The sequence below is a fragment of the Streptomyces sp. NPDC055815 genome (assembly GCF_053616475.1).
On the sequence record NZ_JBSHDU010000003.1, the window covers coordinates 12,411 to 25,406 of the forward strand.

Genomic DNA, 12,996 nt, shown 5'->3' on the forward strand with positions numbered 1-12,996 from the left:
GGCTCAGCCTGGCGGAGGCGCGGGACGGGTACGCGGTGTGAACAGCATCCTCTCGACTGAAAATTCAGTCAAGAGAAGGGGCAGGGTTTTGAAAAATCGGTCAGCCAGTCCGACGTCGGTCTGTGGACGTCGAACGGTGTGGATCAGAGGAAGTACAGCCGGCTCAGCGAGACCTGCTCCGCCGGCGCGGAGCGCATCGGATCGCCGTCGAGGGTCACCAGTCCGCTGCGCGGGTCGACGTCCACCTGTCCCAGGCGGGCGTTGTGCAGCATGTCGGCCGGGCCGATGCCGCGGGTGCCGCGTACGGCCACCCGCCGGCGGCGGGTCGGCATCGCGTCGGCGCCGAGACCGGCGGCGGCGCGGCTGACGAAGGCGACGGAGAGCTCGGCCGGAGCGGCGCCGTGGGCGCCGAACAGCGGGCCCAGGACCAAGGGCTCGCAGGTGTCGGTGGCGGCGTTCGGATCGCCCGTGACCCCGTAGGCGGGGAAGCCGGACTTGAGGACCATCTGCGGTTTGGCCCCGAAGAACGGCGGGCGCCAGAGCACGATGTCGGCCATCTTCCCGACCTCGATCGAGCCGACCTCGTGGGCGAGGCCGTGGGCGATCGCCGGGTTGATCGTCAGCTTGGCGATGTAGCGCAGCACGCGCGCGTTGTCGTCGTGCGCGCCGTCGCCCTCCAGGGGCCCCAGCTCGGCCTTCATCTTCCCGGCCATCGCGAACGTACGCCGGACGGTCTCCCCCGCGCGGCCCATGCCCTGCGCGTCGGAGGAGGTGATCCCGATCGCGCCGAGGTCGTGCAGGACGTCCTCCGCACCCATCGTCCCGGCCCGGATCCGGTCGCGCGCCATGGCGGCGTCGCCCGGGAGGTCCGTCTTGAGCGCGTGGACCGAGACGATCATCCCGTAGTGCTCGGCGATGGCGTCCCGCCCGAAGGGCAGGGTGGGGTTGGTGGAGGAGCCGATGACGTTCGGCACGCCCGCCATCTTCAGGACGTTCGGGACGTGACCGCCGCCGCAGCCCTCGATGTGGAAGGCGTGGATCGTACGGCCTTCCAGGACGCGGAGGGTGTCCTCGACGGACAGGCACTCGTTCAGGCCGTCCGAGTGCAGCGCGACCTGGACGTCGTGCTCCTCGGCGACCCGCAGCGCGGTGTCCAGGGCCCGGGTGTGGGCGCCCATGTCCTCGTGGACCTTGAAACCGCAGGCACCGCCCTCGGCCAGGGCCTCCACGAGGGGCGCCTCGTCGGAGGCGGAGCCCCGGGCGAGGAAGCCGATGTTGACCGGCCAGGCGTCGAAGGCGTCGAACCCGAGCTTCAGAGCCCACGGGGAGTTCACGCCGACGCCCCAGGTCGGCCCGATCTCCTGTCCGATGATCGTGGTGACGCCGGAGGCGAGGGACGCCTCCATGATCCGCGGGGAAAGCAGATGGACGTGGGTGTCGATCGCACCGGCGGTGGCGATCAGACCCTCGCCCGGGACCATCGTGGTGCCGGTGCCGACGACGACGTCGACGCCGTCGAGGGTGTCCGGGTTGCCGGCCCGCCCGATGGCGTGGATCCGGCCCTCGCGGATGCCGATGGACACCTTGCGGATGCCGAGCACCGCGTCGATCACCAGGACGTTGGTGATCACGACGTCGCAGGTCTCGCGGACGGCCGCCGCCTTGAGGTGCATCCCGTCCCGGGCGGTCTTGCCGAAGCCCGCCAGGAACTCGTCGCCGTACGCCTGCGAGTCGGACTCCACCCGGACGACGAGTCCGGAGTCACCGAGCCGGACCCGGTCCCCCGCGCGGGGCCCGTGCACGGTGGCGTACTCGTGCGGATCGATGTGCCGGCTGCTGCCGGGCGAACAGTGGTCGCTGTGTCTGGTGGGCCTGCTCATCGCCCCACCCCTTCCGCTCCGAGGTAGCCGCAGGCGGCGGCGCGCTTCAGGGCCTCGGCCTTGGCGCCGGGCGCGTCGAGCGGCCCGTCGACCAGGCCCGCGAAGCCGATGGCGATCCGGTCTCCGCCCATCGGTACGAGTCCGACCTCGACGACGGCGCCGGGGTCGAACCGGGTGGACGAGCCGGCCGGTGCGGCGAGCCGCATGCCGTAGGCGGCGGCCCGGTCGAAGTCGAGGCGCGGGTTCGCCTCGAAGAAGTGGAAGTGCGAGGTCACGCTGACCGGGACGGCGGCCGCGTTGCGCACCCACAGGGTGATCACCGGTTCCGGCTCCGGCAGGGTGTCGGTGTAGGGCAGTACGGCTCCGGGGGCGCCGTCGTCGTGCTCCACGTCGCCGAAGGGCGCGCTGATGACGGCCAGTCGGGTGCCGTCGTCGAAGACGGCCTCGACCTGGATCTCCGTCACGACGTCGGTGACTCCGGGGAGGACGTCGTCCGGGCCGAGGACGCCCCGGCCGCGGTCAAGGGCCTCGGCCAGGTGGAGGCCGTCCCGCGCGGCCTCGCAGACCGTGTCGGCGATCAGCGCGGTCGCCTCGGGCACGTTGAGCCGCAGCCCGCGTTCCAGCCGGGTCCGGGCGAGCTGGGCGGCGGTGAAGAGCAGCAGCCGGTCCCGTTCGGTGGGAGTCAGAGGCATGTCGCCCCCTGACTGAAGAGCCTGGTCGAACGCAAGGTGTCCCTGTCCTTTCCACGGAGTGTCAGAGGTGGGTCAGGGCACTCACTGTCGCACTGACTGAAATATCAGTCAAGGTTGTGGGCGGCACTGGACCCAGGGCTGCAGCCCTGGGCCGTGTGGGTGCCTCGGGGTCAGACGGGCGGCATCAGATCGCTCTCGCTGACGGTGTACGTCAGCAGGGGGTAGGCGAAGTCCGTCTCGTCGTTCTCACGGCGTCGCAGTCGGTAGAACTCGCGCCGCTGCTCCTCGTCGGCCGACGCGAGCCGCACCCCCTCCGGGAGGTACGCGTGTCCGTCACGAAACCGGAGGAGGGTCTTCGACGTGCGGAAGGTGAGGCCCAGCCATCGGTTGTCCGCCGCCTGCGCCGGTGCCTCCAGGACGATCCTGTGTCGGAGTCGCCGATTGGAGTCGACGGAGAACGCGACGACACTGTTGTGGGCGAGGGGGATCTCGAACGTCTCGCCGCCGGGCTCCTTCGACGCGAAGAGGAGCTTCCTCGGCGGGCCGGCGTCGGGATGCTCGTAGCAGGAGAAGACGGCGATGAACGAATCGTCGGCCAGATCGAGGGCTTGGTCGGAGTGACCGCCCATCTTCGTGTAGGCGTTCGTGTAGCTCTCGATGAGCGCGTTGTTGAAGCCGACCGGAAGCGCCGCACGTTCCTGAATGCGCTGCGCCAGCCGTTCGTGCACCGCCCGGAACCGCTGCGCCGGGCTGCCGTACCGGGTGGTGGTCCGTACGAGAGGCACACCGCCCGTCTCGTCGATCCTGGTGAGGACGCCGCCGCGCCGGCCTTTCCCCACGTCTTCCAGGCGGGCCGACACGGACAGCTCCGCGAAGAGATCCTCCTCGGCCGGCAGAGCGAACGAGAGGATCTCAGCCGAGATCGTGGACTCGCGGGGCAAGGTAGTCTCCCGTGTTCATGCTGAACAGGAACTGGTCGCCGTAGTCGATGAAGGACGGGGTCCTGTTCTCCTCGGCGTACAGCCTGCGCAGCTCGTCCATACCGGCCTCGGTGGGCGGCTCCAGCCGCACGGGACCGCCGGCCGCCTTGAGGAACGTGTGGCCGTTCCTGTGCACGGCTTCGGCGCCCGAACAGCGCACCACGTATCCCAGACGGGTCGGGAGCAGCTCGGCGTCCAACGCCGAGGGCCGGACCTCGTGCGTGTACAGGCGGTTGGTGGACAGCGGCATGAAGAACACCGAGCCGGGGTGGAGGGTCACGGTGAACTGCTCGGGGAGCGTGCCCCCGTCGTGTTCCCCGGTCGGTTCCTTGAGGCGGAAACGGAGTCTGGTCAGCCCGCTGATCCCCCGCACGCCGTGGTCGAAGGCGTCGTCGGCCAGCGGCTGCAGCCGGTCGAGCCCGTCGTAGAAGGTGCAGAAGGCCATGACGCCGTTGACGGGCATGTCCTTGGTCTTGTCGGCATGGGCCGAGATCTTGGCCTTGGACTGCTTGCGCTCCGCCGTGGCGAGGGTGTTGTGGTAGATCTGCGCGAGGACGTGGTTCAGCGGTGCCGCGTTCCGGAAGACGGCGGAGGCCTCGCGGTTCAGAGCCTCGACGATGTGCGTGTCGGTCGGGCGGAAGTCCTCGGTCGGCCCCGAGAAGTTCGTGGAGCACCGGAGCAGACGGAAATGCAGGTCCTCACCGTCTCGCGTGACGGGCGTCAGATAGATGCCGCTGCGATGGGCGGTTCCGGGCTTGGTGGACTCCGTCAGGGACTGGAACGCGTGCTCCGCACTGATCCGTCCGAAGTGATCGGTGCCGAGTCCGAAGAAGCGGCGGTAGTACACCCCGACGCCGTGCACGCGGAGGGGAACTCGTCCGAGGTCGACGGGCGTCCAAGGACCACCGAGGTCCTCGTGGTGACCGTGTGACAGCTCCCGGACGACGAACACCCGGTCGGCGGCGCGCAGTTGGGGGCCGCTGAGCCCGGATATGTCGCCGCACAGATAGACGGTGCTCCGCGCGAGGTCGGGCGCACCGGAAGCGAGCTCCTCCGGTGTGATCACGGACCCGAAGAAGTCCTTGGCCACGTCATGGTCCCGCAGCGCCGGAGGCGCGACCAGGATGCTGCGGGCGTCGTCGATGCGGGCTTCACCCGGGCCGGCCGGCGGGAACCCCGTCACGAGCGGCCCAGCCCTTCGATCTCGGCCTCGATGGCTTCGCCCATCAGGGTCCGGGCGTGGGCGATCTGGAGCGTGCCGCTGAGCCAGCGCATGCTCAGGCCCTCCAGGAGGGCGGTGAGCCGCTCGGCCGAGGCCGTGAGGGCGACCGCCGGGGCCATCGGCCTGACGTGGCCGAGCAGGGCCGCCACCTCCTGGACCCAGGTGAGGGTGGCTCGCGCGAGGTCCTCGCGCAGGAGGTCGTCGAAGACGGCGCTCGCCCTCAACTCGCCCCAGGCGCTGCTGTTCTCCCTGACCTCGGTGGTGTCCTGGAGTTCGAGGAGGAGGGTCTGGTCGAGTTCCTCGCGCGGGCTGAGCGGTTCGGCGTCGGGATCGCGGTGGGACGTGTAGCGCTCGGCGCGGTCGTTGATGAACTCCAGCGTCTTGCTCAGGATCCCGGCGCGGTCCTTGAAGTGGTAGTAGATCAGCGCGGTGGACACACCCGCCTCGGCCGCGAGCTCCTCCACGCGCAGGCCGCGGACCCCGCGCCGGGCGATCACCCGGGCGGCGGCTTCAAGGATCTGAGTACTGCGAGACGCCATGGCCCGAACCTTACCGGGCGCCTCCCCCGCCGGGAATCTCGAAGCCGATCTTGCCCGAGGGAGCGGGTCGGTCCTGCCCGAGGGAGCGGGTCGGTGCTGCCCGAGGGAGCGGGTCGGTCCTACCTGAGGGAGTGGGTCCGGGCGTCGAGCATGCAACTTTCGTTGCCTTGCTCCGGCCGATCGTCACTATGGGACGCCGGGTGACCTGTCGAAGGCTGGTCCCATGCAAGACCTCCAGAAGTACGAAGAGAGCGCGGCCGGCGAGGAAGAACGGGCGTCCCGCGCCCACCGCACCGGCCGCGCGAAGGTGCCCGTGTTCGTGAAGGTCCTCGCGGCCGTGGCCTGTCTGGGCTTCCTGCTCCTCGCGGTGCTCGGCTCCCCCGACCGGCCCCTGAGCCAGTCGCCCGAGGTCATCGGCGAACGGGAGATGGTGCGCATCACCGGGCCGACGGGACGAACCATCGAGGTCCTCGCCCTCATCGACACCGGTGCGTCGGCGTCGTCGGTGGACACCTCGCTGGCGAAGGAGCTCGGTTTCGACCTCGACGCGGCGCCCAGGATCACGGTGGGTTCGGCGCTCGGCCGGGAGAGGCGCCCGGTGGTCGACACCACCGTACGGCTGGCGGGCCGGTCGTTCGTCGCCAAGCTGAGCGTCAACAACCGCTCCAGGCGCGAGACTCCCGTCCTGCTCGGCCGGCAGGAGGTGCAGGGTCTTCAGGTGGCGGTGGGCAAGAGGCTGCTCACGCAGCCCGATTCGACCGCCGCGCCGTCGGCCCTGCGGATCCTGTTCACCGAGGCACCGGCGATCGACCCCGTGTCCATGATGGCGCTGCTGCCTCTGGCGGCCCTGCTGATCGTGGTGCTCCGGGTGGTCGTCGGGCTGAACACGCTGGGCACGTTCAGCCCGGTGCTGCTGGCCCTGGCGTACGCGCAGGCCGGCCTGCCCCTGGGCGTACCCCTGACGCTGGTGATGTTCGCGCTCGGCTTCGCCCTGCAGCCCCTGCTGCGCCGACTGCACCTGCCGCGGGTCGCCCGGCTCGGCGTGCTGATCGCGGTGGTCACGTCGGGCCTGATCGCCGCGCAGCTCGGTCTGGGCGGTCTCGGGCTCTCCGACTCGTGGGGGATGTCGCTGCCGGTCGTCGTCACGGCGATCGTCACCGAACGCCTGTGGGAGGCATGGGACCTCGACGGCATCCGGGCCGCGGCGACGGGGGCCGCCCTGACCATGGGCACGGCCGTGCTGGTGGCGCTGCTCCTCCTGACGCCGTACGTGCGCGAGGTCGCGGAGGGCGTACCCCTCCAGCTCGCGCTCGTGTGCGCCGTATGGACGTCGATCGTGGGAACGTACCGCGGACTCCGGCTGAGCGAGCTGTTCCGGTTCGCTCCCGCGGCCAGGCGGCAGGAGGCGGGGGCGTGATACGGCTTCGCGGCTGGGACCCGGTCATGGGCATGAACCAGCGCAACGCCCGGATCGCCCGGCACAACTCCTCGGCCGCGATCCGGCTCGTCAACGACAAGTACGCCACGAAGGAGGCGCTCGCCGAGGTCGGCGCCCCCACCTCCCCCACTCTGGCGCTGCTGCGCTCGCGCCGGGAGATCGCCTCCCTGGACTGGGACGGTCTGCCCGACAGCTGGGCGCTCAAGCCGAACCAGAGCCTCGGCGGCAACGGGATCCTGCTGGCCTTCGGCAGGCGTCGGCGGAACTGGACGTCCTCCTCCGGCAGACGGATCTCCCGGGACGTGGTCGCCGACCAGCTGCGTCGCATCCTGGACGGGGACTTCTCCCCGCGCCCCACCGACTGGGCCATGTTCGAGCCGCTGATCCGCGCGCACCCCGATCTGGCCCGGCTGTCCCACCAGGGGTTGCCGGACATCCGGGTGATCTGCGACCGGGACCGGCCGCGCCTCGCGATGCTGCGGCTGCCCACCCGCTTCAGCGGTGGGCGGGCCAATCTGCACCAGAAGGCCATCGGCGCCGCCGTCGAGCTGTCCACCGGCCGGATCACCCACGCGCTGGTCGGCAAGGAGCCGACCGAGAACCATCCGGACACCGGCGCGCGCCTGCTCGGCGCGACCGTTCCGCACTGGGCGGGGGTACTCGACGCGGCGAGCCGGTGCGCGGCGGCGACCGGCCTGCACTATCTGGGCGCGGACATCGTCGTCGACGCCGAGCGGGGGCCGCTGATCCTGGAGGTCAACGCGCGGCCCGGCCTCCAGATCCAGAACGTCACCGGTCACGGTCTGATGACCGCGACCGCCCACCCATGGAGTCCCTGATGCGCTGGACCGCGTTCGTCGTCAAGTCCGTCGTCGCCGGTGCGGCCGGAGTTTTCCTCGCGGTCAGTGCCGCGGGAGTACAGCCGCCACGCCAGGCGTCCGAGGCGGACCCGGGCCGGGAGGTGCCCACGGACGCGCGGACGTCCGCACCCGGTCCGGGGGCCGGGGCGCCCGCTCCTTCGCCGAGGGCGGGTCACGGTTCCCCCTGAAGGAGGCGGGCGTCATGGGCCAGGATGGCGGCCTGGACGCGGTTGGCGCAGCGCAGCTTCGTCAGCATGCGGCTCACGTACGCCTTGACCGTGCCCTCCCCCAGGTGCAGCCGCTTGCCGATCTCGGCGTTGGAGGCACCGGTGCCGACCATGGCGAGGACCTCGCGCTCCCTGCTGGTGAGGTCGGCGATGCGGCGTACGCGCGGATCGGCGGGCTCGTCGCCGCTGTCGAGGTACCGGTCGATGAGGTGCCGGGTGATCTGGGGGGACACGACGGGGACTCCGGACGCGACCCGGCGGACGGCCTGGATGAGTTCCTGCGGGGTGCTGTCCTTGAGCAGGAACCCCGCCACGCCCGCTCTCAGCGCGCGGTCCACATAGGCGTGTTCGCCGAAGGTGGTGAGCATGAGCACACGGATCGACGGAGCCCGCGCGGCGAGGTGTTCCGCCGCGCAGAGCCCGTCCGTGCCCCGCATCTGGATGTCGAGCATCGCGACGTCCACCGCGTGGCGGACGGCGAGCGCCGACGCCTCGCGGCCGTCCGAGGCCTCGGCCACCACGTCGATGTCGTCGGCGTGCTTGAGCACCAGCCTGATGCCGGCGCGGACCAGTTCCTGGTCGTCGGCGAGCAGAACACGTATCACAGCGGCAGCCTCAGGAAGTGGGGTGGAGGACGGTCGAGGAGACGGCGATCTCCTCGACGTCGGACGGTTCGTCCGTCTCCGGGTACGGGACGAAGGCGAGGGTGACGAACTGCAGGGCGACGACACCCAGCACGCCGAGCGTCATGGCGGCGGCGTTCGCGCAGTGGTGCCACCAGGACCGTGCCGCCGACACGGCCGGCGGGCCGGGCGGGGCGGGCGTGGTCGCCGTGGCGGGGCCGGCGTCCAGCGGGATGCGGGCGTCGACCGCGTACCCGCCGCCGTCGGCCGGTCCGGCCCGCAGGGTGCCGCCGAGCAGCCGGATCCGCTCGTGGAGGCCGACGAGGCCGAGGTCGCCGCCCGGCAGCCTGACCGCCCGGGCGGTCGCGCTCTCGGGTCCGTTGCGGACGTCGACCCGTACCTGCCGGGACTCCCTGCGGACGGCGACCCGCACCTCGGAGGCGGCCGCGTGCTTGTGCACGTTGGTCAGGGCCTCGCGGATCACCCTGTCCACGGCGCGCCGGGCGGTGGGGCTCTCTCCCGTCAGGTCGTCGCCGGACCAGTCGAGGTGCACGGCGATGCCGGCCGTACGGGACTGGGCCACGAGCGCGGCGACGTCGGAGCGCGTTCCGGTACGTGCGGTCAGCGGCTCCGCGGTGCCCGACAGCGGATCCTCGGCGCGCAGGACCCCGAGGACGTCCCGTAGCTCGGCCATCGCCTGGCGGACCGTGCCGTGCACCAGTCGGGCGCTGCGGCGGACCTCGGGGTCACCGGCCTCGCCGGCCATCTCGAGGCCGCCGGAGTGCAGGGCGACGAGACTGAGCCGGTGGCCGAGCAGGTCGTGCATCTCGCCCGCGATCCGGGACCGTTCGCGCGATCTGGCCTGCTCCTCCGCCGAGCGGTGTGCCCGCTCCAGGAAGGCGTTGCGCTCCTCAAGGGCCTGCAGGAGCCGCTCGCGCTGACCGGTCAGCGCCCCGGCGAGACCGGGCAGGATCCCGCAGACGATGCCCGTGACGAGGACGACCATCACGTCGTACTCGAGGATCGGCGCGGGCTCCGCGGCCGAGTGGGCGAGGGTGACGGCCAGCGGCGCCGTCAGGGACACGGTCAGGGTGACGAGGCGGTGGTGGAGCCGGGTCCAGTTCAGGCCCGCCGTGTAGGCCACGGCCGTCAGCGCTCCGCCGGTCAACGGCTCGAACGCGATGAGCGTGGCCGAGGCGGCCAGCGCCGTCGCGGGCCACCGTCGGCGGACGAGTACCGCCGTCACCGCTCCGGCGGCCGTGCCGAGCTGACCGGCCGTGCCGCACAGCGCGCCCTGCTCGGAGCTCCAGCTGTCCCAGTCCAGCAGGGCCACGACGGTCGCCGCGGTCACGGCGATCAGCGCGAGATCGGCCGACAACGGAAACCACCGGCGCCGCATATCACTCTCCTGAAAAAGGCCGGCCGCCGCCGAAGGGCGACGACCGGCGCGTGGAACCGTCTCGTCCGGGTCGTCCGGTCAGACGGCCGGGGGCACGACGGGCTGCGACTGGGTGGCGCAGTGGATGCCGCCACCGCCGGTCGCGATGTTGTCGATGTCGAGCTGGACGATGGTCCGGCCGGGATAGGCGGCGGCGAGGATGTTGTAGGCCACGCCGTCGGCGTAGCCGTCACCGAACTGGGGGACGAGGACGGCGCCGTTGGCGGTGTAGTAGTTGGTGTAGCTGGAGAGGAAGGCGCTGCCCCGGTCCTTGCCTCGGATGCTCTTGCGGTCCGGGCCGGGGAGTTCGGTGATGGTCAGGCGGCGGCCCTGGGCGTCGGTCGCGCCGAGCAGGATCTGCTTGGTCTCGTTGTAGACGGCGACCCACTTGGGGTCGGTGCCGGGACCGGGCTGGTCCAGGATGACCTGTCCCGGTGCGACGAAGCGGGCCAGGCAGTCGATGTGGCAGTCGGTGATGTCCTGGCCGGCGAGTCCCGGCACCCAGATCACCTTGTCGATGCCGAGCGCCGACTTCATCGCCTGCTCGACCTGGTCCTGGCTCATGCCGGGGTTGCGGTTGCTGTTGACGAGGGAGCTGACGGTGGCGAGCAGGGTGCCCTGGCCGTCGGTCTCCAGCGAGCCGCCCTCCCCGACGAACCCGGCCTGCACGCGCGGGATGCCGTACTGGCCGAGCAGCGTCGCGGCCGCGGCGGCGTCGTTCGCGTACGGCTGCGCGTACGTCGTGCCGGTCTTGCCCCAGCCGTTGAAGTTGGTGTCCACGCCCGCGACGGCGCCGGGGGCGACGACGAAGGTGGGGCCGAAGTCCCGGATCCACAGGTCGTCATTGGGTATCTCGACGACCTCGATGCCGTAGTAGGCACCGGCTCCGCACTGGTACCGCGCGTCGGCCGCCTGATCGGAGCGGGCGAGCAGCACGACGGGCTCGTAGCGGGAGATCGCGTCGGCCACGCGCGCGATGTCACGGCGCACGCCGGTGAGGTACGGGGACCAGACCGAGGACAGCGCGGGCCAGGCCATGAAGGCGCGCACGTGGCGGTCGTGCTCGGCGGGCATCCGCAGCGTGGCGCCGGAGGGGCTGGTGGCGGCGTGGGCGACGGAGGGCAGGGCCGATCCGAGGGCCGCGAGGGGCAGAGCGGCCGCGCCGAGCTGGAGCAGTCGACGCCGGGACGTCGTGGACGTGTCCATGGAACTCCTACCTGGAGGGAGGGGGGCGGATGTTCCCCCGCATCGTGCCGCAGACTGAAAATTCAGTCAACGATTCTGAGATCATGACTAAAGATTCAGTCAATGTGTGACACTGATGGTTCAGACCACTAAGACCATCCGGCGGCCTCGACCACACGGCCGCTCAGACCACTCACGAGGGGGAACACGTGGCGAGGGACCGCCGAAGGGCCATCTTGGAAGCCGCCGCGCGCGTCATCGCGCGGCGAGGGGTCCGCGGACTGCGCATGGAGGAGCTCGCGACGGAAGCCGGGGTGTCGACCGCGCTGATCTACTACCACTTCAAGGACCGCGCCGGCGTGCTGCGCCACACCCTCGAGTTCATCAGCGACCGGGCCGATCGCTACACGTCCGACGGGGACGGCGGCGCCGGACCGTGCGACGCCCGGGAGGAGCTGACCCAGTCCCTCCTCCTGGAGTTCCAGGACGTTCCCGAAGTACGGGAGAACAGCACGGCATGGGGAGAGCTGCGCGCCAGCGCGGTCTTCGAGCCCGAGCTGCGCGGAGATCTCGCCCGCGCCACGCTGGCCTGGATCCACGATGTCGCGGACCTCCTGAACGGCGTCCTGCCGTCAGCTCCCGCGCCGGCCCTGACCGCGTCCGCGGAACGGCTCACCGGCCTCCTGGAGGGACTCAGTACGCGCTGGCTCAGCGGCGCGCTGCCCCTGAGCCATGCCCGCGAACTGGTGCGGGAGGCGGTCGTCCTCGAGATCGAGCGACTGACGTCCGGGGCCTGGCTCCCCCGGCCAGACTCGACTGATATTTCAGTCAATGCCTGAGTACGGCGACACCACGGGAATCGACGGAAAGATCACCGTTCTGCCGTGCATCCTCGAAGCCCTTTTGAACGTCTTGTATGCGCCGGGTCCTTGTCCGGCACCGTCCCAGGACCCGGGCTCCATCGATTCCTACCAAGGACAGAGGACTTTGCAGACTTCCACACTCGGCCTGCGCAGAGCCGTGACCGTCTCGCTCACGGCCTCGGCCGTACTGGCCGGCGGACTCTTCGCCGGCCAGGCGCACGCCGCGACGCCCACCCCGTCGATCACCGCCCCCGGCGGCTTCGTCATGAACGACGGAACGGGTGCGATCCTGTACGGGAAGGCCGCGGACACCCGCCGGTCGACCGGCTCCACCACGAAGATCATGACCGCGAAGGTGGTGCTGTCCCAGCCGAACCTCAACCTCGACGCCAAGGTCACGATCCAGAAGGCCTACAGCGACTACATCGTCGCCAAGAACGCCTCCTCGGCCCGGCTCATCGTCGGGGACAAGGTGACCGTCCGTCAGCTCCTCTACGGCCTGATGCTGCCGTCGGGTTGTGACGCCGCCTACGCGCTGGCCGACAAGTTCGGCACGGGCTCCACGCGGGACGCCCGCGTCAAGTCGTTCATCGGGAAGATGAACGACGAGGCGAGGCGGCTCGGCCTGCGGAACACCCACTTCGACTCGTTCGACGGAATAGGGAGTGGCCAGAACTACTCGACGCCGCGCGATCTTACGAAGATCGCCAGTAGCGCGATGAAGAACGCCACGTTCCGCACCGTCGTCAAGACGAAGTCCACGACGCAGAAGGTGACCACCAAGAGCGGTGGCTACCGGAACATGTCCTGGACCAACACGAACAAGCTCCTGAGCACGTACAGCGGAGCGATCGGTGTGAAGACCGGTTCGGGTCCGCAGGCCAAGTACTGCCTCGTCTTCGCGGCCACCCGCGGCAACAAGACGGTCATCGGCACGGTGCTCGCGTCTCCGTCCGAGGCGAACCGAGCGGCCGACGTGAAGAAGCTGCTGGACTACGGCTTCGCGCGGTAAGCGGTACCCCACGGCACCGGCCCGTGCCGCCTCCCGC

12 protein-coding genes are annotated in these 12,996 nt (G+C 70.7%); 4 read left to right on the forward strand and 8 right to left on the reverse strand.

Annotated features, from left to right (window positions below; genetic code table 11):
• Positions 1–143: 143 nt before the first annotated feature.
• The 5 genes from ACWGN5_RS03205 to ACWGN5_RS03225 form a co-directional block, all read right to left on the reverse strand.
• The gene (locus ACWGN5_RS03205; RefSeq protein WP_453510892.1) at positions 144–1,880 is read right to left on the reverse strand and encodes an urease subunit alpha; all 1,737 of its coding nucleotides are present in this window, start codon (positions 1,878–1,880) and stop codon (positions 144–146) included.
• Positions 1,877–2,572, reverse strand: coding sequence for an urease subunit gamma (ureA, locus tag ACWGN5_RS03210; protein ID WP_453510893.1), 696 nt, complete (start codon positions 2,570–2,572; stop codon positions 1,877–1,879). The genes ACWGN5_RS03205 and ureA overlap by 4 nt, the downstream gene beginning before the upstream one ends.
• Before the next feature lie 170 nt (positions 2,573–2,742).
• Positions 2,743–3,513 carry an alpha-ketoglutarate-dependent dioxygenase AlkB gene (locus ACWGN5_RS03215; protein ID WP_453510894.1) on the reverse strand — a complete coding sequence of 257 codons (771 nt, stop codon included), beginning with the start codon at positions 3,511–3,513 and terminating at the stop codon, positions 2,743–2,745.
• Positions 3,485–4,735, reverse strand: a complete 1,251-nt coding sequence (locus ACWGN5_RS03220; protein ID WP_453510895.1) for a hypothetical protein — start codon at positions 4,733–4,735, stop codon at positions 3,485–3,487. The genes ACWGN5_RS03215 and ACWGN5_RS03220 overlap by 29 nt, the downstream gene beginning before the upstream one ends.
• A complete protein-coding gene (locus ACWGN5_RS03225) occupies positions 4,732–5,313 on the reverse strand; it encodes a TetR/AcrR family transcriptional regulator (RefSeq protein ID WP_453510896.1) in 582 nt (193 codons plus the stop codon). Before ACWGN5_RS03225 ends, ACWGN5_RS03220 begins: the two co-directional genes overlap by 4 nt.
• A gap of 223 nt (positions 5,314–5,536) precedes the next feature.
• On the opposite strand from ACWGN5_RS03225, the gene ACWGN5_RS03230 reads away from it, so the two are divergent.
• Positions 5,537–6,730: a 7TM domain-containing protein gene (locus ACWGN5_RS03230; RefSeq protein WP_453510897.1), complete on the forward strand. Its 1,194-nt coding sequence runs from the start codon at positions 5,537–5,539 to the stop codon at positions 6,728–6,730.
• Positions 6,727–7,590, forward strand: coding sequence for a sugar-transfer associated ATP-grasp domain-containing protein (locus tag ACWGN5_RS03235; RefSeq protein ID WP_453510898.1), 864 nt, complete (start codon positions 6,727–6,729; stop codon positions 7,588–7,590). Before ACWGN5_RS03230 ends, ACWGN5_RS03235 begins: the two co-directional genes overlap by 4 nt.
• A 193-nt stretch (positions 7,591–7,783) precedes the next feature.
• Here ACWGN5_RS03235 and ACWGN5_RS03240 read toward each other — a convergent pair whose 3' ends face one another.
• From ACWGN5_RS03240 to ACWGN5_RS03250, 3 genes are all read right to left on the reverse strand, one after another.
• Positions 7,784–8,443, reverse strand: coding sequence for a response regulator (locus tag ACWGN5_RS03240; RefSeq protein ID WP_453510899.1), 660 nt, complete (start codon positions 8,441–8,443; stop codon positions 7,784–7,786).
• A 10-nt stretch (positions 8,444–8,453) separates the two neighbouring features.
• Positions 8,454–9,839 carry a sensor histidine kinase gene (locus tag ACWGN5_RS03245; RefSeq protein WP_453510900.1) on the reverse strand — a complete coding sequence of 462 codons (1,386 nt, stop codon included), beginning with the start codon at positions 9,837–9,839 and terminating at the stop codon, positions 8,454–8,456.
• A 99-nt stretch (positions 9,840–9,938) separates the two neighbouring features.
• Positions 9,939–11,105, reverse strand: a complete 1,167-nt coding sequence (locus ACWGN5_RS03250; RefSeq protein WP_453510901.1) for an agmatine deiminase family protein — start codon at positions 11,103–11,105, stop codon at positions 9,939–9,941.
• Positions 11,106–11,293: 188 nt separating this feature from the next.
• On the opposite strand from ACWGN5_RS03250, the gene ACWGN5_RS03255 reads away from it, so the two are divergent.
• Positions 11,294–11,923: a TetR/AcrR family transcriptional regulator gene (locus ACWGN5_RS03255; RefSeq protein ID WP_453510902.1), complete on the forward strand. Its 630-nt coding sequence runs from the start codon at positions 11,294–11,296 to the stop codon at positions 11,921–11,923.
• 169 nt (positions 11,924–12,092) lie between these two features.
• The gene (locus ACWGN5_RS03260; RefSeq protein ID WP_453511136.1) at positions 12,093–12,959 is read left to right on the forward strand and encodes a D-alanyl-D-alanine carboxypeptidase family protein; all 867 of its coding nucleotides are present in this window, start codon (positions 12,093–12,095) and stop codon (positions 12,957–12,959) included.
• Positions 12,960–12,996: the final 37 nt, after the last annotated feature.

Excerpts from the sequence above, each read along its gene's own strand:
- ureA (WP_453510893.1), bottom strand. The coding sequence starts at position 2,572 with ATGCCTCTGACTCCCACCGAACGGGACCGGCTGCTGCTCTTCACCGCC.
- ACWGN5_RS03250 (WP_453510901.1), bottom strand. The coding sequence starts at position 11,105 with ATGGACACGTCCACGACGTCCCGGCGTCGACTGCTCCAGCTCGGCGCG.
- ACWGN5_RS03225 (WP_453510896.1), bottom strand. The coding sequence starts at position 5,313 with ATGGCGTCTCGCAGTACTCAGATCCTTGAAGCCGCCGCCCGGGTGATC.
- ACWGN5_RS03205 (WP_453510892.1), bottom strand. The coding sequence starts at position 1,880 with ATGAGCAGGCCCACCAGACACAGCGACCACTGTTCGCCCGGCAGCAGC.
- ACWGN5_RS03230 (WP_453510897.1), top strand. The coding sequence starts at position 5,537 with ATGCAAGACCTCCAGAAGTACGAAGAGAGCGCGGCCGGCGAGGAAGAA.